This window comes from Halomonas sp. CKK8 (genome assembly GCF_029625235.1).
GTDB classification, from domain to species: domain Bacteria; phylum Pseudomonadota; class Gammaproteobacteria; order Pseudomonadales; family Halomonadaceae; genus Halomonas; species Halomonas ventosae.
This window is the reverse complement of sequence record NZ_CP121193.1, coordinates 2274102-2299386: the sequence shown is the minus strand read 5'-3', so window position 1 is coordinate 2299386 and position 25285 is coordinate 2274102. Positions and strand designations below refer to the sequence as shown.

Sequence of the window (25285 nt, the reverse complement as noted above, 5' to 3'; positions counted from 1 at the left end):
CGGGACCGCGGGCTGATCCGGCGGCAGGCCTTCGAGGAGGCGCTGTGAATACTTCCCTGTACGCTACCGATGCCATCCATGGCATAGGACCTCCTCTTCGGCCTGCCCCCGGCGCCCTTGTTACCCGGCTGTAGTCGCACAAGGACCAAGTAATGACTCAGAAGATTCTGGTACTGCCGGGGGACGGCATCGGCCCCGAGATCACCGCCCAGGCTAGCCGCATCCTGGCCGCCTGCCAGGCCCGCGGCCTGGATGTCGAGGTGGAGGAGGGGCTGCTGGGCGGCGCCGCCTATGACGCGCACGGCGAGCCCTTGCCCGCCGAGACCCTCGAGAAGGCCAAGGCGGCTCGCGGCATCCTGCTGGGTGCCGTGGGCGGCCCCAAGTGGGACAAGATCGAGGATCTCAGCAAGCGACCGGAAAAGGGGCTGCTCGGCGTGCGCAAGCAATTGGGCCTGTTCGGTAACCTGCGCCCGGCCATTACCTATCCCCAGCTCGCCTCCGCCTCGAGCCTCAAGCCCGAGCTGGTCGCCGGTCTCGATATCATGATCGTGCGCGAGCTCACCGGCGGCATCTACTTCGGCCAGCCGCGCGGCATCGAGGAGCGTGACGGCGAGCGGGTGGGCTTCAATACCTACGTCTATTCCGAGAGCGAGATCGAGCGCATCGGACGCGTTGCCTTCGAGATGGCGCAGAAGCGCGGCAAGAAGCTCTGCAGCGTCGACAAGGCCAACGTGCTCGAGGTCACCATCCTGTGGCGCGAGGTGATGGAGCGCCTGGCACCCGAGTATCCGGACGTCGAGCTCTCCCACATGTACGTCGACAACGCCGCCATGCAGCTGGTGCGTGCCCCCAAGCAGTTCGACGTCGTGGTCACCGGCAACATGTTCGGCGATATCCTTTCGGACGCCGCCGCCATGCTGACCGGCTCCATCGGCATGCTGCCTTCCGCCTCCCTCAACGAGAGCGGTCAGGGCATGTACGAGCCCTGCCACGGCAGCGCGCCGGACATCGCCGGTCAGGGCATCGCCAACCCGCTCGCCACCATCCTCTCGGTGGCCATGATGCTACGCTACTCCCTGGATGAGCCGGCGCTTGCCCAGCGCATCGAGGACGCGGTGGGCAAGGTGCTCGACGACGGCTTGAGAACCGCCGATATCGCCTCCGAGGGCACGCGAACCGTCTCCACCGCCGAGATGGGAGACGCCGTGCTAGCGGCCTTCGAGCGGATGTGAGTCAGCCGTGACATGGCTTGCGCGCTCATGAATCCGCTGCACCAGAGGCGCCAGGCCGAGCTCCATGTCGTCCAGCGACCAGGGACGGCGATAGCGATAGACGTGGATGCGCTGAGCCAGCTCGGAGACGTAGGTCATCAGCCGCGCCGGGCCGTTGAATGCCTGCCCCCACTCCGGTAGGTAGAGGGATGCCATGACGACCTCGAGGGCCTCCAGGCCTTCGAGAGGCTCCAGGCTGGCAGGGGTGCCCTTTTCGGCACGCTCCAGCAGGACGAGGGCCTTAAGTGGCTGGGCGTAGGTGTGGAATTCTCGGTGTAGGGTGAGGTGATACTTGCCGGCTCGTGTCAGATCCCTGCTGAGGCTGTGATGTTCGAACTCCAGGCTCGCCAGGGCCTCCTTCCGGAGCTTGAGCCTGGGTGGCCCCGGGTGCAGGTAGGGTAGTGCCTCATCCGGCTTGATGACGCCGACCTCGTCAGTCAATAGTGGCCAGTCGTGGTGATAATGCAGCCAGGCGGCCAGCGTCGATATGCCTGCGCCGGGGACGCCGGTAAATCCCCAGACGCCGTCTGGCGTCTCCAGGGCGCTCAGGCGGAGGGGAAGCCAGTGCTTCTGGTGCAACAGGGTACCCATTACGCTGCCCAGCAGATGGCCTCGCAGATCCCTTTCGGGCGTGCCGGTTCCGCGGGTCTTCAACACGCGCCGGTCGATCAGGATACGCTTTCCCTGTTCGATTCGATAACGGGCGACCCCTTCGAAGACGAGTTGTGAGCAGTCGGCGGAACCCTGTAGACCGACTTTGCTAACGCCAGTATTCGTCGAATCTTCAGGGAATGAGTCGGCCAGTATTTCGATATCGGGGCTGGGCGTGGGCTTGGTCCCGCGAAGTTCGGGGAGCTCGAACTGCGAGCTGAGCACGAGGCCATAGGCCCTGTAGTGGTAGCACGGGACGGCGGCTCTCGAGTGCCCGCGTTTCTCTTCAGTGCCCGGGGCGTTCCATGTGGCAGGGGCGGCGATATCATAGCGCATGTCTAGAGCCCCCTTCGGCATGGCCGTGTCCTTATGGGTCCGTGGATGTGCTGAATACCGAGTCGGACCCGCGGACTTTCTTGCCGTGGACATTCGATGCAAGTTACATAAGTTTACTTAATGTCGCTATCTTGTCAAGGATTGTTACATTGCACGTGCCCTGACAAGTGTCGCCAGCGCGAGTATTGGCTACACCCGAGCTGCACTCGCCGGAGCCGATCGACGTCTGCCAGAGGGGGAGGGGGTCGTGTATAATGTTTTTCACATTCGATTTCTGGAGGGCTTCACATGTTGAAAGTCGGTTTTGTCGGTTGGCGTGGCATGGTCGGTTCCGTGCTGATGCAGCGGATGCTCGAGGATGGCGACTTCAAGGGCATCGAGCCGATCTTCTTCACGACCTCCCAGGTTGGCCAGGCCGGCCCCGATATCGGCGTCGACGTGCCTCCGCTCAAGGATGCCTTCGACCTGGATGCCCTCAAGGCGCTGGACGTGGTCGTGACTTGCCAGGGCGGCGAGTACACCGAGAAGGTCTATGCCGATCTGCGCCAGGGTGGCTGGAAGGGCTACTGGATCGATGCCGCCAGCACCCTGCGCATGGCCGATGAGGCGACCATCGTCCTCGACCCGGTCAACCGCCGCGTCATCGATGCGCAGCTGGCGAAGGGCGCCAGGACCTTCGTGGGCGGCAACTGCACGGTCAGCCTGATGCTGATGGGCCTCGGCGGTCTCTTCGAGGCGGACCTGATCGAGTGGATGACCTCCATGACCTATCAGGCCGCGTCCGGTTCCGGCGCCAAGCACATGCGCGAGCTGCTCAACCAGATGGGCGGCCTGCGTGACAGTGTGGCCGACGAGCTGGCTGACCCGGCCAGCGCCATCCTCGATATTGACCGCAAGGTCACGGCAGCCATGCGAAGTGGTGACTTCCCCACCGACAACTTCGGTGCGCCGCTGGCCGGCAGCCTGCTGCCCTGGATCGACGTCAAGCGTGACAATGGTCAGAGCAAGGAGGAGTGGAAGGGCTCCGTGGAGAGCAACAAGATCCTCGGCCTCCAGGACAACCCGATCCCCATCGACGGGCTCTGCGTGCGCATCGGTGCCATGCGCTCCCATAGCCAGGCCTTCACCATCAAACTCAAGAAGGACGTCCCGATCGACGAGATCGAGGATCGCCTGGCCCGCCACAACGAGTGGGTCAAGGTGATTGCCAACGACAAGGACGCCACCATCGACGGCCTGACACCGGCCGCCGTCACCGGCACGATGAGCGTCCCGGTCGGCCGGCTGCGCAAGCTGGCCATGGGGGGCGAGTATCTCTCTGCCTTCAGCGTCGGTGACCAGCTGCTGTGGGGCGCCGCCGAGCCGCTCAAGCGGATGCTGAAGATCCTGCGCGAGCAGTGAGCCTCTTGCGGCGGTCCATGACCGCGTGAACGAAAGCGGGACGCCCTGGTGGCGTCCCGCTTTCGTTGGACGTTGCGTGCAGGCCGTTGGCGAGGGGGCATTCGCGTGTCATGCGTTCAATGTCTTATGTTGAAAGTATGGATGGCGTTAGTTTTCCGGGAGGGCGCCGACGCAGGGAATGTGGTACATATTCCTCATAATCACTAAGAATATACTACCAGGTCGCCGCCGGGCTCGGCGGGGCGCAGTGGACCGACGCAAGGGAACCCGATGAACCGCAAGCTGACACTCGCCATGCTGCTTTCGCTCTCCGCCGCCAGCCCGCTGGCGCTGGCACTCGGCCTGGGGGAGGCCGAGGTGAAATCGACGCTCAATGCGCCGTTGCGGGTGAGTATCCCCTTGACCGACAGCGCCGGCCTGCAGGCCGACCTGCTCAATGTCTCGGTGGCCGATGAGCGCGCCTTCTCGGCGGCCGGCCTGCCCCGCACCGCGCTGGCCGCCAGCGTAAAGATGGACGTGAGCCGACGGCAGGGGCGTCTGGTGGTCGACCTGACCACCGAGCGGGCCGTGCGCGAGCCCTGGGTCGACCTCTTGCTGCGCTTCGACTGGCCAGGCGGCCAGCAGCTGCGGGAAGTGACCCTGCTGCTCGACCCGCCGGACTATGATCAGCTCCCGGCCCTGGTCGCGGCGTCCTCGAGCGCGTCGCGGGAGGCCGCTGCCGCGCCCCGCACTGCCGACACGTCGGCAGAACCCTCCGACCGCCCACTAGCCCGCACCTCCGATGCGGGCGCGGGCAATCCTGCCTGGGTACGCCGTGGTGACACCCTCTGGGCGGTGGCCGGCCGGCTGCGGCCGGATAGCGGCATCAGCATGGACCAGATGATGGTCGCCCTGGTGGAGGCCAACCCGGAGGTCTTTCCCTCCGGCAACATCAACGCTATGCAGGCCGGCTTTACGCTGGTGGTGCCGTCTCGCGAGGCCATCGCGGCACGCTCCACCGCCGAGGCCGGCCGTGTCGTCAAGGCCATGAACCAGGCCTGGGCCAATCGCGGCAGCGGTGCACCGGCGCGGGTGGCACTGGGAGGGGCCTCCGACACCCCGGCGTCGGCCGTGGCCAGCGCCCCGGCGCAGGAAGCAGCCTCGGTGGAGCCTGCCGAGGAGGCGCAGCCCGAGGCGGTCGAGGCACCGTCCCGCGATACCGACCTCAATGATAAGGACGCGAACAGCGAGGCGGGGCAGCGGCTGACGCTGCTCAGCGATGCCGAGGTGGCCGCCGAAGGCGTGGTGCCGGTCGACGGCGCCTCGGACCAGCAGGAAGGCGAATCGTCTGCTGGTGCACTTCAGGAGGAAGAAGAGGAAGAGGAAGCGGCTGCCGACTCCCTGACCATGCCTCGGGGAGCGGAAGGGGAAGGGCCGTTTATCGACCCCGGGGTGCTGGCGCTGATCCAGGGCGGCGGCGAGCTTACCGAGGACCAGCGGCTGCTGCGCCTCGAGGCGCGTTGGCTCGAGAACCGCCAGGCCCTGGAGGCGGTTCGCAGCGAGCGCGACGAGCTGCAGTCCCAGCTCGGTGATCTGCGCGAGGAGCTCGAGGCCATGCGAGACCAGCTGGCGAGCCTCGCCGCGGGCGGCAGCGGCGTCGATGCCGCCGGCGCGGGCGGCGTGGTGGCCCCGGACAGCGCGTCGTCGCCGACTCAATCGGCGCCCTGGTGGGGTGCCCTGTATCAGGGCGCCGTCGATCGTCCCCTGATGCTGGGCGGCGCCGGCCTGGCGGCCCTGCTGGCGCTCTGGGCCCTGGTGCGCCGTCGTCGTCGCCAGGAGAGCGAGCCGGCGCCGGTGTTCAACGAGGCGCGCCCGGTGGACCCGGCCGCCAGTGGCGTGGTGGTGCCGGGCAGTCCCCAGGCCCGGGCACAGCAGGCCGAGGTCCGCGGCGAAGAAGAACGGGAGACGCCGGTGCGCGCTTCCATGCCCGAGGCCGAGGCGATCAACGAGGCCGATATCTTCATCGCCTATGGGCGCTACGACCAGGCGCGAGAGCTGCTGGAGTCCAGCCTGGCACGGGAGCCTGGCCGAGATGACCTGAGGCTCAAGCTGCTTCGGGTGCAACTCGAGCAGGGCGACCATGCGGCGGCGGCGCGCCAGGCCGAGCAGCTTCGCGCCGGCGGGGACCCGGATGTCCAGGCCGAGGTCGCCCGGCTGATGGAACGCCATGTCCGCAGCGCCCCGACCGCCAAGGCAGCGGCGCCTGTGGTTGAAGCGCCGGCCGATCGAGCCGTCTTCCCCGAGGCCGATGAGCTTCCCCCGCGCCGCTTCGATGACCCCGATACGCATGGCGAGTCTCACGCCCATGATGAGCCCGCGACGGACGAGGCGCCTTCTCGTGACGCACCCTCGGTTGAAGCTCCGAAGGAGGCCTCGGCCAGCCCGGCAATGCCCGACGCAGCAGCCTCGGCCGGCGAGCAGGCCGATCCGCTGGCGCGCTATCGTCCGCCGGAACTGGAGCCGGGCCCGCAAGCGGAGCCGCAGGAAGATGACGCCCCGCGGCCGGATGTCGACGCCTCGTCCGATCTGGATGGTGAGGTCCCCGGTGAGGTCGACCAGCCCCGCGAGGCGGCGGTCGAGCAGTCGCCTGAACCGGCTGACGAGCTTCCGAGCGTCCCGCTGGCCACCCGCGAGGCGGATGACGGGCGCGAGATCATCGACTATCGTCCCCCGACGCTGGAGGAACGCGCGGCACCCCGGGAGGAAACACCCATGCAGCCCAGCGTGGAGTTCACCTCTTCCACTGGCGGAGACGGCGAGTCAGCGGATGCCATGCCCGGGATCAGGGCCGAACGCGACATGCCCGAGGAGTGGGACGTCGAGGAGGTGGCCTTCCCGCCGCTGTCGCGGGATAATGCCCACTTTTCCGCGGCGGCTTCCTCCACGTCGACCCTGGCCGAGGCGCGGCGCCTGCTGGACGCCGGCGAGGCCGGCCAGGCCCGTGCACTGCTCGAGAGCCTGATCGACGAGTCCGAGGACCCGGATGCCCGGCAGGAGGCCCGCGAATTGCTGGATCAATCCGTGCAATGAGGCCGAATGACCCTTTTCCGATCCCTCGATGACCGCCACCCCCTGACCGGCCGCCTGGCCATGGGGGTGGAGTATGACGGCAGCGCCTACTGCGGCTGGCAGCGACTCAAGCACGCCCCCTCGGTGCAGGGGGCGCTGGAGACGGCGCTCGCGAAGGTGGCGAACCAGTCGATCACCGTGCATGCCAGCGGCCGCACCGACTCCGGTGTCCATGCCACTCGCCAGATCATCCATTTCGATGCCCCGGTACCTCGCTCCCAGAAGGCCTGGGTGTTCGGTGTCAACGCCAACCTGCCCCGGGATGTCGCCGTGCGCTGGGTGCAGCCGGTCCCCGACAGCTTCCACTCCCGCTTCAAGGCCCTGGCGCGGCGCTACCGCTACGTGATCCTCAACCAGCCGAGCCGCCCGGTGCTGGAGCGCGCCAATGCCACCTGGTGTCGCGACCCCCTGGATGCCGATGCCATGCACCGGGCCGCCCAGGCGCTGGTGGGCGAGCATGACTTCTCGAGCTTCCGTGCCGCCGGCTGCCAGTCGAAGACTCCCTGGCGCCACCTGCACTTCATCGAGGTACACCGCCATGGCCCGCTGGTGGTCATCGACGTCCAGGGCAATGCCTTCCTGCACCACATGATCCGCAATATCGTCGGTGCCCTGGTCACGGTGGGGCGCGGCGAGCGTAGCGATGCCTACCTAACCGAGCTGATGGCCCTGAAGGACCGGCGGCTCGCCGACGTCACTGCCCCGGCCTGCGGCCTGCACTTCGTCGACTCGCTCTACGACGAGCAGTGGGGGTTGCCCCGCGAACCGCTGGGCCCCAACCTGCTGGCCTTCCTGGGCGAATGGACCGGCGAGCGGCCGTTGCCTGATTGCCCGATGGTGGAGTTCCGGCGGGGCAGGCCAGTGGCCGCCGAGCAGGAGTCGACATGATCAGACGTACCCGCATCAAGTTCTGCGGCCTGACCCGTCCCGAGGATGTCGATGCCGCCGTGGCCGCGGGCGCCGATGCCCTGGGCTTCGTGCTCTGGCCGGGCAGCAAGCGTGCCATCGACGAGCAGCGCCTCGCCGAATTGAGTGAGCGCGTGCCGGCCTTCGTCACCCGGGTCGGGCTCTTCGTCGACCCTGACCCGGCACTGGTGGCACGCTCTGCCGAGCACCTGGACCTTCTGCAGTTCCATGGCGACGAGCCCCCCGGGATTTGCACGGCCGTCGGTCGCCCCTGGATCAAGGCATTGCGCATGCGCGATGGCCTCGATCTCCACGCCGCCGCCGAGGCCTACGGCGGGGCGCGGGCGCTGCTGCTGGACGCCTACCGGCCGGGCGTGCCGGGAGGCACCGGCGAGACCTTCGACTGGTCGCGAATCCCCGCAAGCCTGGCAAAACCTGTTATCCTCGCCGGAGGCCTGACGCCGGACAATGTGGCCGAGGCGATTGCGGCCGTGGCCCCGTTCGCCGTGGATGTCTCCGGCGGCATCGAGGCGGCCCCCGGCGCCAAGGATGCCACGCGCATGGCGGCCTTCCTGCGGGCCGTGCGACGGGCCGACGACGCGCGTTGCGGCGCCTGAGCCGTTCGTTTCACCCTGTTTCCCCTACACCCCTTCTGGCGACCCTGTGAGGTGTCTTTCGTGAGCAAGTTCAGTGACCTGACCCGACTGCCGGATGCCCGCGGCCATTTCGGTGCCTACGGCGGCCGGTTCGTCTCGGAGACCCTGAGCTTCGCCCTGGATGAGCTGGAGAAGACCTACCTGAGTCTTCGTGACGACCCGGCCTTCCTGGCGGAATTCGACTATGACCTGGCCCATTTCGTGGGCCGTCCGTCACCGCTCTATCATGCCGAGCGATGGTCGAAGCAGCTTGGTGGCGCACAGATCTGGCTCAAGCGCGAGGACCTTAACCATACCGGCGCCCACAAGGTGAACAACACCATCGGCCAGGCGCTGCTTGCCAAGAAGACCGGCAAGCCGCGGGTGATTGCCGAGACCGGGGCGGGGCAGCATGGCGTCGCGTCCGCCACGGTGGCCGCGCGGCTGGGGCTGGAGTGCGATGTCTACATGGGGGCCGCCGACGTGGAGCGCCAGAAGCTCAACGTCTATCGCATGCGCCTGCTGGGGGCCAACGTCATCCCGGTGGAATCCGGCACCCGTACGCTCAAGGACGCCATGAACGAGGCGCTGCGTGACTGGGTGACCAATGTCGATACCACCTATTACATCATTGGCACCGTGGCCGGCCCGCACCCCTATCCGATGCTGGTCCGCGACTTCAACGCGGTCGTCGGGCGCGAGGCGCGCCGCCAGTCCTTCGAGGAGTTCGGCAAGCTGCCCGATGCGCTGATTGCCTGTGTGGGCGGCGGTTCCAACGCCATGGGACTCTTCTATCCCTTCGTGGAGGACGACGAGGTCGCGATGTACGGTGTCGAGGCGGGCGGCGACGGCGTCGAGACCGGCCGCCATGCCGCGCCCCTGGCGTCCGGCGCGCCGCGCGGCGTGCTGCATGGCAATCGCACCTACCTGATGTCCGACGAGGGCGGCCAGGTCTCCGATACCCACTCGGTCTCGGCGGGCCTGGACTACCCGGGCGTTGGCCCCGAGCACGCGCTGTGGAAGGACGTGGGGCGGGTCAACTATGTGGCCGCCAACGACGATGACGTGCTGGCGGCCTTCCGCGAGCTGACCCGGGTCGAGGGCATCATGCCGGCGCTGGAAACGGCGCATGCCCTGGCCTATGCCAAGGTCCTGGCGCCCACCATGCGCCCCGACCAGAACATCGTGATCAACCTCTCCGGTCGCGGTGACAAGGACATCATGACGGTGGCAAAGATCGACGGGATTGAATTCTGATGACGGCCCAGACCATGAATCGTATCGACCAACGCTTCGCCGCACTCAAGGCCGAGGGCCGCCGCGCGCTGATTCCCTATATCACCGCCGGCGACCCGGCGCCCCAGTACACCGTCGGCTTCATGCATGCCCTGGTGGAAGCGGGGGCGGATGTCATCGAGCTGGGCGTGCCCTTCTCCGATCCCATGGCCGACGGGCCGGTGATCCAGAAGGCCTGCGAGCGTGCCCTCAAGCACGGCGTGCGGCTCTCCCACCTGTTCGAGATGGTCCGTGAGTTTCGCCAGACCGACAGCGAGACCCCGGTGGTACTGATGGGCTACCTCAATCCGGTGGAGCGCATCGGCCTCGAGGCCTTCGCCGACCAGGCCGCCGGGGCCGGTGTCGACGGTGTGCTGATCGTCGACATGCCGCCGGAGGAGGCCGACGAGGTCGGCCCGCTGCTCAAGTCCCGCGGGCTGGCCTCGATCTTCCTGGTCGCCCCTACCACTTCGCATGCCCGGGCCGCTACAATATGCGCCCACGGCGAGGGCTACATCTACTATGTTTCGCTGAAGGGCGTGACCGGCTCGGCAAGTCTCAATGCCGAGGATGTGGCCGCGCATCTGGCACCGCTTCGCGAGATGACCGACCTGCCGCTGTGCGTGGGCTTCGGTATTCGCGACGGGGCGTCGGCGGCCGAGGTGGGCAAGGTGGCCGATGGCGTGATCGTCGGTTCCGCGCTCATCAATCGCGTTGCCGAGAATGCCGAACGTCCCGAGGCGATCCCGGCCGCGCTGAAGGCGGTCTTGGGGGAGATGCGCCAGGCACTGGACGCCTGATCCGGGCCCATCGCCAACCGAATCGACCCTGCCCCCGGTGCCGCCGGGGGCATCAGCCTATACGGAAGTGTTTCTGACATGAGCTGGCTAGACAAGATCGTGCCCTCGGTGGGCCGCATCCAGCGCAAGGATCGTCGCGCGAGCGTGCCTGACGGCCTGTGGCGCAAGTGTCCCAAGTGCGAGGCGGTGCTCTATCTCCCCGAGTTGGAGAAGCACCACAACGTCTGCCCCAAGTGCGACCACCATCTGCGGCTGACCGCCCGCAAGCGCCTGGACTGGTTCCTGGACAAGGAGGGCCGTGAGGAGATCGCTGCCAACCTCGAGCCGGTGGACCGCCTCAAGTTCCGCGACTCCAAGAAGTACAAGGACCGCCTGGCGGCGGCCCAGAAGGAGACCGGCGAGAAGGATGCGTTGATCGCCATGCGCGGCTCCCTGGAAGGGCTGCCGGTGGTGGTGGTGGCCTTCGAGTTCACCTTCATGGGCGGCTCCATGGGCGCCGTGGTGGGCGAGAAGTTCGTGCGTGCCGCGACCGTTGCCCTGGAGGAGGGCATCCCGCTGATCTGCTTCTCCGCCTCCGGCGGCGCACGGATGCAGGAGGCGCTCTTCTCGCTGATGCAGATGGCCAAGACCTCGGCGGCCCTGGAGAAGCTCAAGCAGGCCGGCGTGCCCTATATCTCGGTGCTGACCGATCCGGTGTTCGGTGGCGTCTCGGCGTCCCTGGCGATGCTCGGCGACCTCAATGTGGCCGAGCCCAATGCGCTGATCGGCTTCGCCGGGCCCCGGGTCATCGAGCAGACGGTCCGCGAGCAGCTGCCGGAAGGTTTCCAGCGCAGCGAGTTCCTGCTCGAGCACGGCACCGTCGACATGATCGTGCCGCGCGGCGAGATGCGCGAGCGGCTGGGCGGCGTGCTGCGCAAGCTCACCCACTGGCCGGTGGCCGGGCCGGGCGCCGACCTCGGCGACGAGCCCGATCTCGTTCAGGCGGCCGAGCAGGCCGAGCAGGAGGAGGAACTGGCGACCAGCAGCCCCACGCCGGCCGCCGAGCCGGAGGCCGACAGCGATGCCGAGCCGCCCGGCGAGCGCCCCGATCCGGCGCGCTGACCGATCGGCATGAGCGACCACGCCCTTCCCGATACGCTTCCGGCCTGGCTGGCGCGGCTGGAGGCGGCCCATCCGGTGGGTATCGACCTCGGCCTCGAGCGAGTGGCCGAGGTCGCTCGTCGCATGGGTCTCCTGGATGCCCCGCTGTGCGACCGGGTCATCACCGTCGCCGGCACCAACGGCAAGGGATCGACCGTGGCCATGCTTGAGGCACTGGCCCGGGCCCATGGCCTCTCCACGGCGGCCTACACCTCGCCCCACCTGCTGCGCTACAACGAACGCCTGCGTCTCGACGGCCAGGAGGCTGACGACGCGACGCTGATCGCCGGTTTCGAGGCGGTGGAGGCGGCACGCCTGGATGGCGAACCGGTCAGCCTGACCTACTTCGAGGTGGGTACCCTGGGGGCGCTATGGGCCATTGCCAGAGGGCAGATGGACCTGGCGATCCTCGAGGTCGGGCTCGGCGGACGGCTCGATGCCGTCAATGTCATCGACCCGGACGTGGCGGTGATCACCACCGTGGCCCAGGACCACGCCGCCTTCCTTGGCACCGACCTGCAGGGCATCGGCCGCGAGAAGGCTGGTATCCTGCGCGCCGGCCGGCCCGCGGTGCTGGGCAGCACGACGCTGCCGGCCAGCGTGCGCCAGGTGGCCGAGGAACTCGGCGCCGACGTCCATGCCCTGGACGAGGCCTTTCGACGCGAGGGGGAGGACGCGGGTTGGGCCTTCCGGAGCTTTTCCAAAAGCATCACCGATCTACCCGACCCGGGCCTGCCCCTGGACAATGCCGCCTCGGCCCTGCAGGCCCTGATCCTGGCCGGTCTCGACCTGGAGGAGGCGGCCTGTCGCCTGGCGCTTTCCGGCGTAGAGCTGCCGGGGCGCATGCAGTGGCTGGGGCAATGGTGCCTGGATGTCGGCCACAACCCCCATGCCGCCGGCTATCTGGCCCAGCGCCTGGAAGCGCGTCCCTGCCAGGGACGCACCTTCGGCCTGCTGGGGATGCTTGCCGACAAGGATGCCGATGGCGTGATCGCCGCGCTGTCGCCGGTGGTGGATGCCTGGGTGCCGGCGAGCCTCGCGGGTGAGCGTGCCCGTGCGGCGGACGACCTGGCCGAGCGCCTGGCCCGCCACGGCGGCGAGGTATGGCACCGCGGCGCCTCGCCGGTCGAGGCGGCCGACTGGCTGGCGGCCCGGCTCGCGCCCGAGGATCGGGTGCTGGTCTGCGGCTCCTTCTTCACCGTGGCCGAGGTGCTGGAATGGCGGCTGGCAGCGGAGCAGACTGCAGGGGAAGACACGGCCATCGAGGGAGCGAGATGAAATACGGAATGCGAGAACGTCTCAGCGGAGCAGTGATCCTGATCGCCCTGGCGGTGATCTTCGTCCCCATGCTGTTCGACGATCCTGCACCGCGCAGCGAGCGCCCCCAACCGGTGATGACCATCGAGCAACCGGTGGAGGTCGAGCGTCGCGACGTGCCCGACCCGGAGCCGCCGGCAAGCCTCGGGCAGATCCAGTCGCCTGTCGGGACGTCGTCTCCTGCGGGTGCCGGGGAAGCGCGGATCGAACCGGAGGCCGAAGAACAGGCGGTGGAGGCCGTGGCCGACGCCGAACCGGCCACCCCAGAGACGACGGACAGCGAGAGCTTCGCCGGTGAAACCGCCGAGGGGCGTGACGAGGCCAGCGAGGATCCCATCGCCGAGCTGGCCCGCGCCGCCGACGAGCGCCTCTCGGGCCAGGCTGAGCAGGCGGCCCGTGAGACGCCCGAGGCGACCCCCGAGGGCGAGTGGGCTGTCCAGGTCGGCAGCTTCGGAGAGCCGGCCAATGCCGAGCGCCTCGAGTCGAACCTGGCCGCGCAGGGGCTGCCCGTCTACAGCCGGGCCCGGGACAACGGCCTGACCACCGTCTATGTCGGGCCCTACGCGACCTCCCGCGAGGGCGAGGACGTGATGGCCAGGCTCAAGGCCGAATCCAATCTCCAGGGCCTGCTGGTGCGGGCGGGCAACTGAGCATGGCGCTGACCTGGATCGACTGGCTCTTCGTGGCGGTGCTGGTGGTGACCGGGCTGACCGGCTTCCTGCGCGGACTGATTCGCGAGGCACTGGGGCTGGCTGCCTGGATCATCGCCCTGATGGCCGCGCGGCTGCTGGCCGAGCCGGTGGCGGACCTGCTCTCCGGGGTGATCGACAATCCCGACGGACGGCTGGTGCTGGCCTTCGTGCTGGTGATCTTCGCGGTGATCCTGCTCTGCGGCATCGTCATCCGCATGGTCCATGCCGCCGTTGAGTGGGTCGGCATGGGGTTCCTGAACCGGGTGACCGGTGCCGCCTTCGGCATGGCCAAGGGGGCGGCGATCCTGGTGCTGGCGACCATCCTGCTCAACCTGACGCCGCTGGTGCAGCTTCAGGCCTGGCAGGAGGCCGAGCTGCGGCCGACCTTCGAGCAACTGCGCGACTGGGCGGTGAGTCATCTCGAGGGCTGGGAAGGGCGCCTGCCCGAGACGCCGGCATCGCTGCGCGAGCTCTCGCTGCCGCGTCAGGAGCAGCCGTCGGACACCCAGCCCGAGTCGGCATCGGACGACGCCAGCGAGGCGACGCCTCCCTGACATGTAAATTCCGGAGCGGGCCGGACACGGCCCCCTCCCGACTCTTCAACGCAAGTACCAGGCAAGCGAGGTAAGGTGGAATGTGCGGTATCGTGGGCCTGATGGCCAAGCAGGCGGTGAACCAGGGCATCTATGACGCCCTGACGGTGCTCCAGCATCGCGGACAGGATGCCGCCGGCATGATGACCTGGCACGACGGCCGGTTCCTGTTGCGCAAGAGCAACGGCCTGGTGCGGGACGTCTTCCATACCCGTCACATGGCCCGCCTGAAGGGCAACCTGGGTATCGGCCACGTGCGCTATCCCACCGCGGGTTCCTCCAGTGAGGCGGAATCGCAGCCGTTCTACGTCAACTCGCCCTATGGCATCACCCTGGCCCACAACGGCAACCTGACCAATTCCGACCAGCTCAAGCAGGAGCTGTTCTCCTCGGACCTGCGCCATATCAACACCAGCTCCGACTCGGAGGTGCTGCTCAACGTCTTTGCCCACGAGCTGGGCAAGCAGGGCCTGCACCTGGAGCCCGGTGACATCTTCGACGCGGTGCGCCGCGTGCATCGTCGCTGCCGGGGCGGCTACGCCGCGGTGGCGATCATCAACGGCGTGGGCCTGGTCGCCTTCCGCGACCCCCACGGGATCCGTCCGGTGGTATTCGGCACCCGCGACGAGGGTGACGGTCAGGAGGTGATGATCGCCTCCGAGTCGGTGGCGCTGGATGTGGGCGGCTTCGAACTGCACCGTGACCTGGCCCCGGGGGAGGCGATCTTCGTCGACATGACCGGTGCCATCCATACCCAGCAGTGTGCCGACCACCCGCGGCTCGCCTCCTGCATCTTCGAGCACGTCTACCTGGCACGCCCCGACTCGATCCTCGACGGCGCCTATGTCTACGGCACCCGGATGCAGATGGGCCGCAAGCTCGGCGACCGCATCCAGAACGAGTGGCCGGAGCACGACATCGATGTGGTGATCCCGATTCCCGACACCTCGCGTACCTCCGCCCTGGAGCTGGCCCAGCACCTCGGCGTGACCTATCGCGAGGGCTTCATGAAGAACCGCTACATCGGGCGGACCTTCATCATGCCGGGCCAGACCCAGCGCAAGAAGTCGGTGCGCCAGAAGCTCAACGCCATCGGCGTCGAGTTCAAGGACAAGAACGTGCTGCTGGTGGATGACTCCATCGTGCGTGGCACCACCTGCAAGCAGATCATCCAGATGGCGCGGGAAGCCGGGGCGCGCAAGGTCTACTTCGCCTCCGCGGCGCCGCCGGTGCGCTATCCCAATGTCTATGGCATCGACATGCCCGCGGCCAGCGAACTGATCGCCCACGGCCGCAGCGAGGCCGAGGTGGGAGAGCTGATCGGCGCCGACCGGATCTTCTACCAGGACCTCGACGACCTGAAGGCCGCCTGCCGCGAGGTCAACCCCGAACTCGAGGCCTTCGACTGCTCGGTGTTCGATGGCAAGTACGTCACCGGCGATATCGACGAGCGCTACCTGTCGGACCTCGAGGCCTCGCGAAGCGACGATGCCAAGCAGCAGCGTAGCGCCGGCGACCATGCCCTGGTGGGGATGCACAACCAGGAAGATGACATCGACGACTGAGGGGCACGTCATGCAGCAGGACCCGACACCGCAGCAGGAGTGGGAACTGGAGACCCTGGCGATCCGCGCCGGTCACCAGCGTACCCATGAGCAGGAGCATGGCGAGCCGATCTTCCCGACCTCGAGCTTCGTCTACGGCAGCGCTGCCGAGGCGGCGGCCAAGTTCAGCGGCGAGGCACCGGGCAACGTCTACTCGCGTTTCACCAATCCCACGGTGCGTACCTTCGAGCAGCGCCTGGCGGCCATGGAGGGGGGCGAGCGCTGCGTGGCCACCAGCTCCGGCATGGCGGCGATCCTGGCCACGGCGCTGGCCCTGCTGGAGTCGGGCGACGAGATCGTGGCCTCGCGGTCGCTGTTCGGCTCCACGGTCAGCCTGTTCGACAAGTACCTGGGCAAGTTCGGCATCACCACGCGCTACGTGGAACTCTCCAACCTCGAGGCCTGGGAGGCGGCGGTCACGCCTGCGACGAAGCTGCTGTTTGCCGAGACGCCCTCCAACCCGCTCTCCGAGGTGGTGGACATCGCCGCTCTGGCGAGAATCGCCCGGCGCCATGACGCCTGGCTGGCCATCGACAACTGTTTCCTGACCCCGGCGCTGCAGAAGCCCATCGCCCTGGGCGCCGACCTGGTGATCCATTCCGCCACCAAGTACCTGGACGGGCAGGGCAGGGCGATCGGCGGTGCCGTGGTGGGGCGCGACAAGGAGCTCGAGGAGGTGTTCGGGGTGGTGCGCACCTGCGGTCCCTGCCTGAGCCCCTTCAATGCCTGGATCTTCACCAAGGGCCTGGAGACCCTCAACCTGCGCATGCGGGCACACTGCGAGAACGCCCGGGTCCTGGCCGAGTGGCTGGAGGGGCATCCCGCGGTGGCGCGGGTCCACTACAGTGGCCTGGCCACGCATCCGCAGCACGAACTCGCCAGCCAGCAGCAGCAGGGCTATGGGGCCGTGCTGGGATTCGAGGTGAAGGGGGGGCGCGAGGCGGCCTGGTCGGTGATCGATGCCACCCGCATGCTCTCCATCACCGGCAACCTGGGGGACGTCAAGACCACCATCACCCATCCCGGCACCACCACCCATGGGCGCCTTTCGGAGGAGCAGAAGGACGCCGCGGGGATCACCGAGGGCCTGATCCGCGTGGCGGTCGGCCTCGAGGCCATGGAAGATATCCGCGCCGACCTGGCCCGGGGTCTCGACGCCCTGGTGTGATGTTCAACCCGATCGCCTGCTAATTAGAGTTGTCGCAGTTGATCGTAGCGAGGGGCGCCGGGGGCAGGCTGAAGAGGAGGTCCTACGCCATGGATGGCGTCGGTAGCGCCCAGGGAGGGGTTCACAGCGCCTCCTCGCAGGCCTGCCGGCGGATCAGCCCCGAGCGATGCTACTAGCTGCAATGTCCTGTGTCTTGAACTCCTGCTTCTCGTCGCCATCTCATCAGGGCACGCATTCATAGCCGCCCGAGGAGGGCCACGATGAAGATCCTGATGGTACTGACGTCGCACGACCGCATGGGTGACACCGGCCACGAGACCGGCTTCTGGCTCGAGGAGTTCGCCGCACCCTACTACGTCTTCAAGGACGCCGGCGCCGAGATCACGCTGGCCTCGCCCAAGGGTGGCCTGCCGCCGGTGGACCCCAACTCCCAGGCCGAGGAGGCCCTCACCGAGGAGACCCGTCGCTTCGAGGCGGATGCCGAGGCCAGGGCGCAACTCGCCGAGACCCGCAAGCTTGCCGATGTCGAGGTGAGCGACTTCGACGCCGTCTTCTTCCCCGGCGGGCATGGTCCACTCTGGGACCTCACCGGGGATCCCGATGTTCGCCGCCTGATCGAGGGCTTCCTGGCGGCCGAGCGGCCCGTGGCGGCGGTCTGCCATGCGCCCACGGTGCTGCTCGAGGCCCGCACGCCCGAGGGCGAGCCGCTGGTCAAGGGCCGCAAGGTCACTGGCTTCGCCAACAGCGAGGAGGAGGCCGTGGGGCTGACCCAGGTGGTGCCGCACCTGCTGGAAGATGCCCTCAAGGCGCAGGGCGGTCGCTATGAGCGCAGCGACGATGACTTCGCTCCCTTCCAGGTGCGTGATGGGCTGCTGGTGACCGGCCAGAACCCAGCCTCCAGCGCCTCCACCGCCCGCCTGCTGCTCGAGGTCCTTGCGGAGCGAGACTGACAGGGGCCGCCCGCTGGGACCCGCCTGCCATGCCGCCCGCCATGCACTCACTGACGGGCGGCATGCGGTTTTTCCGAATGCTGCATTCGCCTTTTTTCAGCGGATGCCGATGATGCGCTGCGGTAGGATCATGGGATCGACAAGACGCGGACCGAGGCAACGAAACATGTGGAAGAACACCCGCAGCGGCTGGGGACTGGTCAGCATCCTGCTGCACTGGATCAGTGCCCTGGCCATCATCGGCCTCTTCGTCCTGGGCTGGTGGATGACCGGGCTCGGCTACTATGACAGCTGGTACAATTTGGGCCCCTGGTGGCATCGCTCCCTGGGCATGCTGCTGCTGTTCGCCACACTGATTCGCCTGGGATGGCGCATCGCCAGCCCGGTGCCGGTGGAGAAAGGGCATCGCCTCGAGCGCCTGGCCGCCCATTTCGGCCATATCGGCCTCTATGTGCTGATGCTGGTGGTGATGGTCAGCGGCTACCTGATCTCCACTGCCGACGGCAAGGGGATCAGCGTGTTCGACGCCTTCACGGTGCCGGCCCTGATCAGCGACTTGCCCCAGCAGGCCACCGTGGCCGGCCAGGTCCACTGGTACAGTGCCCTGGCGCTGATCCTGCTGGCGGTGGGGCATACCCTGGCCGCCCTGAAACATCATTGGATCGATCGCAACGATGTCCTGTTGCGCATGGTCGACCCGCGCCGTTCCCGTCGCCCCTGAGGCGATATCCCTCCCCGATACCATCCACAAGGAGAGTCACCTGATGATCAAGAAGACCGCCCTCGCCACCGCCCTGAGTGCCGCCGCCCTGTCGGGCGTCAGCCAGGCCCAGGCCGCCGACTATGTCATCGACACCGACGGCCAGCACGCCTTCGTGCAGTTCAAGATCAGCCACCTGGGCTACTCCTACATCCTCGGTAGCTTCGAGGATTTCTCGGGCAGCTTCAGCTACGACCCCGAGAACCTGGAGGCGTCTTCCGCCAGCGTGGAGGTCGAGGTGGCGAGCCTCAACAGCAACCACGCAGAGCGTGACAAGCATATCCTGAGCGATGACTTCCTGGATGCTGGCGAGTATCCCACCGCCACCTTCACGTCCACCGGTTTCGAGCCGACCGGCGACAACGAAGGCGTGCTGACCGGCGACTTGACCCTGCACGGCGAGACCAACGAGATCGAGATGCCGGTCACCCTGGTCGGGGAGGGCCAGGACCCGTGGGGGGGCTATCGCGCCGGCTTCGAGGGCTCCACCCCCCTCACCTTGGCCGACTACGGGATCGACATGAGTGACTTCCCCGAGATCATGCACGAGCTCGAGCTCTATGTGACCTTCGAGGGCATTCGCCAGTAAGGCATCCCTGAGGCTCGACCCGCAGGCAGCATGACGCCCCCCGGAGCATCTCCGGGGGGCGTCTTTTTGGATCATCGCATCTTAGCGTGAAGGAGGTGAAGAACCCTTGTGGGAGCGCAATTCATTGCGCGAATTGTGCCGATAGGCGCCCTGGGCTGAGTGCCTGTTGTCGGGAAGGCCTTCGGCTTTCTTTCGCGATCTGAAGATCGCTCCCACAGTATGGCGACCCACGTCCTTTCCTGTTGAACAACATTTTGCCAATTTGCGATGAGCTTTTTTTACAGGGTTAGCAGTTAGGGTTAGCGGGTCTCGTTGAGCACCGCGTCGGGGAAGTGCCGACGCAGCATGCGGTTCTGGAACGCATCCACGAAGCGGCTGTTGATGATGATGATGAAGCGCTCGAAGGGCGCCTCGCTATCTTCCTGGTGAATGCTGTCCACGCTATGGAAGAGGCGGTCGTCGCGCAGGTGCAGGATATCCCCGGGGGCGAGGGTCGTGTCGACCAGGGGCCGGGTTCCCGCCTTGTCGGCGTAGAGGTGGTTATCGCCTCCGGCGACATTGTGGCGGTTCAGCACCATGATGCTCAGCGCCTTGCAGCCGTCGGCATGGATTCCCTGGCCCTGCAGGGGGTCGACCATGCCCTCGCCGCGGACACCGGTAATCTGCATCAGGATGGGCTCGTTGGCTTTCAGGTCCCAGAGCCGGGCCCAGGCGCGCACGAAGGCCTTGACATCCGGGCGGGCCATGAACGCCGGGGTCAGCGGCTCATAATAGCGCAGCTTGTCCGCCATGCTCTCGGCATCATTGAAGGCGCCTCCCTGAGCCATGGGGCAAGGGCCCATATCGTAGGCCTCGCCCCGCTCATCCAGGGCCAGCCAGGACATGCGCTTCCAGCGACGGTTGACGTAGGGGTCGCGGGGCAAGTCGGCGGTAAACGCCTGCCAGGCCTCGAGATCCACCCGGGAGCGCACCTCGGTCCTGGCCCAGTCCTGGTGCTGGAGAGCGTCGGTGACCTCCGGTGACCAGTAGTCGGCGACCGGGTCGAGGGGCATGGTGGCGGGATCGAAGCCGTACTTGAGGGTATCGAGTTTCATGAGATCTTCTCCATTGGAGGTTGGGGCGTGATTGCCCGTGCGTTGCCCGAAAGTCGTAGCAACCCTAGGAAAAGGAGAAGATTTGCAACGAAATGTCAAAAAATGTACGAGACTTGTCGTACGGGTCGGCTTGGATCCTTCGTTGAATCGGAGGATGGCAATGCCTGGCATCGCCAGCCCTCCCTGTAGGAGATTTCCTACAGGGAGGGGTAGGATGGGGTTATCGGTGTCGCACGATGGGGCGATTGCGCCACATACTGAAGGCTGACATCGTTTGGCGAAGATGAGGACGTTGATGAGCGGTCGCGATACCGGCTTCCGGCACTGGCTGGCGCGTCGGTGGCAACAGGTCAGAGCGAGCAGGACCGAGGCCCGGGATGATAGCGCTCGGGACGATGTCGAGGTCGTACGCCGCCAGTACCTGGAGAGCGAGCAGCGCTTTCGTGCCCTGCTGGAGAGCCTGCCCAAGGTGGCGGTCCAGGGCTATGACCGCGACCGACGCGTGATCTACTGGAACGAGGCCAGCACCCGGCTCTATGGCTATGCCCCCGAGGAGGCCCAGGGGCGGTTGCTGGAAGAGCTGATCATACCGGCGCCGATGCGCGAACCGGTGGTACAGGCGCACCGGGCCTGGGTGCGGGAAGGGGTCGAGATTCCTGCCGATGAGCTCGAGCTCCAGCACAAGAGCGGGGAGCTGGTCCCGGTCTTCTCCCACCATGTCATGCTCGGCGAGCATACCAGTGACCCGCTGATGTTCTGTGTCGACGTGGACCTCTCGGACCAGAAGCGGGCGAATCGCGAGCTGGACTTTGCCACCCGCTTCGATGCGCTGACCCACCTGCCCAATCGCCAGACCTTCGAGTCGCAACTGGACGCGGCGATCGCCGACTGTCGCCGACAGGGCAGCGGGCTGGTCCTGGTCTATCTGGACATCGACCACTTCGTGGAGATCAATGACGCCCTGGGCTACGAGCAGGGGGATCGGCTGCTGGTCGAGCTGGCCCGGCGGCTGCATCGCGCGACGCGAGGCTCGGACATGATGTCGCGACTCTCCAGCGACGAGTTCGTGATTGCCTTCCCGGGGTTCCAGCGTGAGCATGTGCTCCCGCAGCTGGTCCACAAGGTCCAGCAGGTCCTGCGTGATCCCTTCCTGATGGACGGTTCGCGGCGCCAGGTGACGGCCTGCCTGGGCGTCAGCCTCTATCCGGACAATGGCGATACGGCGCGCGCACTGATCCGCAATGCCGATGTGGCCAAGAACCGGGCCAAGCTGGATGGCCGCGGCAGCGTGTGGTTCTTCGACCAGCAGCTCCACGACGAGCTGCTCCACCAGCATCGCCTGGTCGACCGGCTGGAGCAGGCCCTGGACAGCGGCGGGCTCTCGCTGCACTTCCAGCCTCAGGTTTCCGCCGTCAGCGGTCGCATCGAGAACCTCGAGGCGCTGCTGCGCTGGCAGCCAGCGGAGGGTCCGCCGATCTCGCCGGCCGAGTTCATTCCCCTCGCCGAACGCTCCGACCTGATCCATCGGCTCGGTGACTGGGTCATGGAGGCCGCCTGCCATCAGCGGGCGCTCTGGCGGGATGCCGGCCTGGCCATCGAACGCATCGACATCAACTTCTCCGGCCGGCAGATGAGCCGGCCCGATGTCTTCGAGCGCTTCGAGGCCTGCCTGGCGCGCCATGGCCTGGGGCCTCGGCACATCGGGCTCGAGCTCACCGAGAACGTGCTGATCGAGGCCGACGACAGGATCCTCGAAGGCTTGCGCCGGCTCCATCACCTGGGCTTTCGCATCGCCATCGACGATTTCGGCACCGGCTACTCGTCGCTCAGCTACCTCAAGCACTTCCCGGTCACGGCGCTCAAGATCGATCGCACCTTCGTGCGGGATGCCCCGGACCAGCCCGAGGATCGGGCCATCATGGAGGCCGCGATCTTCATCGGCCATCGTCTGGGGCTTGAGGTCGTGGCCGAAGGCGTGGAGAACCGTGAGCAGCTCACGCTGATCCGTGAGATGCGCTGCGACCTGGTCCAGGGGTTCTACTTCTTCCGGCCCATGCCCGCCCTGGAGATGGAGCGCGTCCTGGGCGGGCTGGTGGCGGGGCATCCGGGGGTCTCGGGCTGAGTCCGCCGCCCGCTTGGCGTAGAATGCCAGCCCTGCGCACGACCACGGAGCCCCTGTGACTTCCCTCGACGAATCCCGATCCTCCCTTGGCCTCACCCTGTGGCGCCAGACCTGGCCCATGGCCATCGGCGTGCTGGCACTGCTTGGCTTCCAGCTGGTGGATAGTGCCTTCATCGCACGCCTCGGCACGGCGCCGCTGGCCGCCCAGTCCTTCACCTTCCCGCTGTCCTTCCTGGTCATCGGCATCCAGGTCGGTATGGGGATCGCCATCGCGGCGCTGATCTCGCGTGCCCTGGGGGCAGGGGAGGCCGCCCGGGCACGGCGGCTGGGCAGCCTGGTGCTGCTGGTGGGGACCGTCACCATTGCCCTGCTGGTGGTGCTGCTGTGGGCCATCCAGGCGCCGGTCTTCTCCCTGCTGGGGGCCGACGCGTCCAGCCGCGAGCTGATCCGGGCCTACTGGGCGCCCCAGCTGCTGGCGGCCTGGCTGGGGGCGGTACTCTATTTCGGCTACAGCCTGTTCCGGGCCCACGGGGACACCTGGCTGCCCGGCAAGATGATGGTGATCACCAGCCTGGTCAACCTGTGCCTCGACCCGCTGCTGATCTTCGGCATCGGTCCCTGGCAGGGGTTGGGGCTGCCCGGCGCCGCCTGGGCCACGACGATCGCCTTCGCCACCGGCCTGCTGGTGCTGGGCCGTCGCCTGGGCGACATGGACTGGCTGGCGGCCGAGGGGCTGCTCGGGGAACTGCGCCGTTCGCTGGTGCCCTTTGCCGGCATCGCCGGCCCGGCCATGATCAGCCAGTTGATGCCGCCCCTGGCGGCCATGCTCGCCATCTCGGTGGTGGCCTCGCTGGGCGAGGGGCAGGTGGCGGCCTGGGGGCTGGCCAGCCGCCTGGAGACCCTCTCGCTGATGGTGGTGCTGGCCATGACCATGTCGCTGCCGCCCTGGCTCGGGCGCTGCTACGGCGCCGGGGACTGGAACCAGATACACCGCCTGATGCGCCTGGCGCTCAGGGTGGTGGTGGTCTGGCAGCTGTCACTGGGGATCCTCATGGCCCTGGGCTCTCCCTGGGTAGCGCTGGCTCTCTCCGGCAACCCCGAGGTGCGCGATGACCTGGCGACCCTGATTCGCTTCCTGCTGCCCAGCTATGCGGCACTGGGGGTCTGCATGATCGTGGTGTCGGCGGGCAACGCCCTGGGCTGGCCGCTGCGTGCGATGCTGATGTCGGCTGCCCGGCTGTTCGTCTTCTACCTGCCCTGTCTCTGGATCGGGGCCTGGCTGGGGGATCTGCTCGGCTTGGCCATGGGCGCGGCACTCGGCAACCTGCTGGCGGGACTGGCGGCCTGGCAGGTGCTCCGACGCATCCTCGCCAGCCCCCGCCGACGCCCGGCAGAAGCCATATAGTGATTCTTTCTGAATACTGAGTTTCTATAGTTATTTATTTCCATTAAATACGATAAAAACAATCTAAAATACTATTTTTTGTGCGAAATATAGTGTCTTTTTTTGAAATAAATTCCCTAGACTGCCGCTCGGCGCTCGGCGCTCGGCGCTTACAACCACAAGGCAGAAGGGGAGCCCCCATGAAGGTACTGATTCTCGGCAGCGGCGTCGTCGGCGTCACCAGCGCCTATTACCTGGCCCGCCAGGGGCACGAGGTCACGGTGGTGGACCGTCAGCCATCTCCGGCGCTGGAAACCAGCTACGGCAACGCGGGCCAGGTCTCCTTCGGCTTCTCCTCGCCCTGGGCGGCGCCCGGCATCCCGCAGAAGGCGGTCAAGTGGATGTTCCAGGAACACGCCCCGCTCAAGATCCAGCCCAGGATGGATCCGACCATGGCGCGTTTCATGGTGCAGATGCTGGGCAACTGCAACGCCGACCGCTACATGGTCAACAAGGAGCGCATGGTGCGCGTGGCCGAGCATAGCCGAGCCTGCATCAATGCCCTGCGCGACGAGACCGGCATCCGCTACGAGGACCGCCAGCGCGGCCTGCTGCAGCTGTTCCGCCACGAGAGCCAGGTGGAGGCGGTGGGCAAGGACATGCGGGTGCTCGAGCAGTGCGGGGTGCGCCACCAGTTGCTCAACGCCGACGAGATCGCCGGCGTGGAGCCCGCGCTGGCCCGGGTGCCGGGCAAGTTTGTCGGCGGCCTGCACCTGCCCGACGACCAGACCGGCGATTGCCACCTCTTCACCAACCGCCTCGCGGACTACTGCCGCGAACGGCTGGGCGTCGAGTTCCGCTTCAACGTCGAGATCCAGCGCCTCAGGCGCAGTGCCGGTGCCATCGAGGGCGTGGTGACCAGCGCCGGGGAGCTGACCGCCGATGCCTATGTGGTCTGCCTGGGGAGCTATTCACCGTTCCTGGTCAAGGACCTGGATATCAGGCTGCCGATCTATCCGGTCAAGGGCTACAGCCTGACTGTGCCGGTGACCGATGACGGCGGCGCGCCCCAGTCCACGGTGATGGACGAGACCTTCAAGGTGGCGATCTCGCGCTTCGACGATCGCATCCGGGTGGGCGGTACCGCGGAGCTGGCCTCCTACAACCTCGACCTGCTGGAGAAGCGGCGCGCCACCATCGGCATGGTGGTGCGTGACGTCTTCCCGGAGGGGGGCGACGTGGCCAACGCAGAGTTCTGGACCGGCCTGCGCCCCATGACCCCCGACTCCACGCCGATCATCGGCGCCACCCGGGTCGACAACCTGTGGCTCAACACGGGGCACGGTACCCTGGGCTGGACCATGAGCTGCGGCAGTGGCCAGCTGCTGGCCGACCTGATCGACGGCCGCGCACCGGCCATCGACCCCAGCGGGCTGGACGTCTCCCGCTACGTGGCCTGAGGCGGGCAAGGGGAGCGCGGCGAAGCGTC

Annotated in this window: 21 protein-coding genes; 19 read left to right on the top strand and 2 right to left on the bottom strand. The window is 67.2% G+C overall.

The window, feature by feature from the left end:
• The first annotated feature begins 152 nt into the window (after nt 1-152).
• Complete coding sequence (leuB, locus tag P8934_RS11030) at nt 153-1232, top strand: 3-isopropylmalate dehydrogenase (protein ID WP_278031071.1); 1080 nt, start codon at nt 153-155, stop codon at nt 1230-1232.
• On the opposite strand, the gene P8934_RS11025 is transcribed toward leuB, so the two are convergent.
• On the bottom strand, nt 1209-2258 hold the full coding sequence (locus P8934_RS11025; RefSeq protein ID WP_278031070.1) for a hypothetical protein: 1050 nt from the start codon (nt 2256-2258) through the stop codon (nt 1209-1211). The two genes, leuB and P8934_RS11025, sit on opposite strands and share 24 nt — an antisense overlap.
• 288 nt (nt 2259-2546) lie before the next feature.
• Here P8934_RS11025 and asd point away from each other — a divergent pair, with 288 nt between their 5' ends.
• The 15 genes from asd to P8934_RS10950 all read left to right on the top strand — a co-directional run bounded on the left by asd (nt 2547) and on the right by P8934_RS10950 (nt 19196).
• A complete protein-coding gene (gene asd, locus P8934_RS11020) occupies nt 2547-3659 on the top strand; it encodes an aspartate-semialdehyde dehydrogenase (RefSeq protein WP_278031069.1) in 1113 nt (370 codons plus the stop codon).
• A 270-nt stretch (nt 3660-3929) separates the two neighbouring features.
• Nucleotides 3930-6728: a FimV/HubP family polar landmark protein gene (locus P8934_RS11015; protein ID WP_278031068.1), complete on the top strand. Its 2799-nt coding sequence runs from the start codon at nt 3930-3932 to the stop codon at nt 6726-6728.
• A 6-nt stretch (nt 6729-6734) separates the two neighbouring features.
• A complete protein-coding gene (gene truA, locus P8934_RS11010) occupies nt 6735-7655 on the top strand; it encodes a tRNA pseudouridine(38-40) synthase TruA (protein WP_278031067.1) in 921 nt (306 codons plus the stop codon).
• Complete coding sequence (locus P8934_RS11005; protein ID WP_278031066.1) at nt 7652-8290, top strand: phosphoribosylanthranilate isomerase; 639 nt, start codon at nt 7652-7654, stop codon at nt 8288-8290. The genes truA and P8934_RS11005 overlap by 4 nt, the downstream gene beginning before the upstream one ends.
• 60 nt (nt 8291-8350) lie before the next feature.
• Nucleotides 8351-9565 carry a tryptophan synthase subunit beta gene (gene trpB / locus P8934_RS11000; RefSeq protein WP_278031065.1) on the top strand — a complete coding sequence of 405 codons (1215 nt, stop codon included), beginning with the start codon at nt 8351-8353 and terminating at the stop codon, nt 9563-9565.
• 14 nt (nt 9566-9579) lie between these two features.
• Nucleotides 9580-10383 (top strand): tryptophan synthase subunit alpha, encoded by an 804-nt coding sequence (trpA, locus tag P8934_RS10995; protein WP_133635649.1) that lies wholly within the window; start codon nt 9580-9582, stop codon nt 10381-10383.
• 78 nt (nt 10384-10461) lie between these two features.
• Nucleotides 10462-11484 carry an acetyl-CoA carboxylase, carboxyltransferase subunit beta gene (gene accD, locus P8934_RS10990; RefSeq protein WP_278031064.1) on the top strand — a complete coding sequence of 341 codons (1023 nt, stop codon included), beginning with the start codon at nt 10462-10464 and terminating at the stop codon, nt 11482-11484.
• 9 nt (nt 11485-11493) lie between these two features.
• Nucleotides 11494-12801, top strand: a complete 1308-nt coding sequence (gene folC, locus P8934_RS10985; RefSeq protein WP_278031063.1) for a bifunctional tetrahydrofolate synthase/dihydrofolate synthase — start codon at nt 11494-11496, stop codon at nt 12799-12801.
• Nucleotides 12802-12809: 8 nt separating this feature from the next.
• Nucleotides 12810-13490 (top strand): SPOR domain-containing protein, encoded by a 681-nt coding sequence (locus P8934_RS10980; RefSeq protein WP_278031062.1) that lies wholly within the window; start codon nt 12810-12812, stop codon nt 13488-13490.
• A 2-nt stretch (nt 13491-13492) separates the two neighbouring features.
• A complete protein-coding gene (locus P8934_RS10975) occupies nt 13493-14086 on the top strand; it encodes a CvpA family protein (RefSeq protein WP_278031061.1) in 594 nt (197 codons plus the stop codon).
• Between the two features lie 80 nt (nt 14087-14166).
• A complete protein-coding gene (purF, locus tag P8934_RS10970; protein WP_278031060.1) occupies nt 14167-15690 on the top strand; it encodes an amidophosphoribosyltransferase in 1524 nt (507 codons plus the stop codon).
• Between the two features lie 10 nt (nt 15691-15700).
• On the top strand, nt 15701-16897 hold the full coding sequence (locus P8934_RS10965) for an O-succinylhomoserine sulfhydrylase (RefSeq protein ID WP_278034028.1): 1197 nt from the start codon (nt 15701-15703) through the stop codon (nt 16895-16897).
• Nucleotides 16898-17157: 260 nt separating this feature from the next.
• Nucleotides 17158-17847, top strand: coding sequence for a type 1 glutamine amidotransferase domain-containing protein (locus tag P8934_RS10960; RefSeq protein WP_278031059.1), 690 nt, complete (start codon nt 17158-17160; stop codon nt 17845-17847).
• Nucleotides 17848-18013: 166 nt separating this feature from the next.
• A complete protein-coding gene (locus P8934_RS10955; RefSeq protein ID WP_278031058.1) occupies nt 18014-18568 on the top strand; it encodes a cytochrome b in 555 nt (184 codons plus the stop codon).
• Between the two features lie 43 nt (nt 18569-18611).
• Nucleotides 18612-19196, top strand: coding sequence for a YceI family protein (locus tag P8934_RS10950; protein WP_278031057.1), 585 nt, complete (start codon nt 18612-18614; stop codon nt 19194-19196).
• 299 nt (nt 19197-19495) lie between these two features.
• Here P8934_RS10950 and P8934_RS10945 read toward each other — a convergent pair whose 3' ends face one another.
• Nucleotides 19496-20290 (bottom strand): 2OG-Fe dioxygenase family protein, encoded by a 795-nt coding sequence (locus tag P8934_RS10945; protein ID WP_278031056.1) that lies wholly within the window; start codon nt 20288-20290, stop codon nt 19496-19498.
• 295 nt (nt 20291-20585) lie between these two features.
• Here P8934_RS10945 and P8934_RS10940 point away from each other — a divergent pair, with 295 nt between their 5' ends.
• From P8934_RS10940 to P8934_RS10930, 3 genes are all read left to right on the top strand, one after another.
• The gene (locus P8934_RS10940) at nt 20586-22412 is read left to right on the top strand and encodes a GGDEF domain-containing phosphodiesterase (RefSeq protein WP_278031055.1); all 1827 of its coding nucleotides are present in this window, start codon (nt 20586-20588) and stop codon (nt 22410-22412) included.
• Between the two features lie 118 nt (nt 22413-22530).
• Nucleotides 22531-23817 (top strand): MATE family efflux transporter, encoded by a 1287-nt coding sequence (locus P8934_RS10935; protein ID WP_278034027.1) that lies wholly within the window; start codon nt 22531-22533, stop codon nt 23815-23817.
• Nucleotides 23818-23996: 179 nt separating this feature from the next.
• Nucleotides 23997-25256, top strand: coding sequence for a D-amino acid dehydrogenase (locus P8934_RS10930; protein WP_278031054.1), 1260 nt, complete (start codon nt 23997-23999; stop codon nt 25254-25256).
• The last annotated feature ends 29 nt before the right edge of the window (nt 25257-25285 follow it).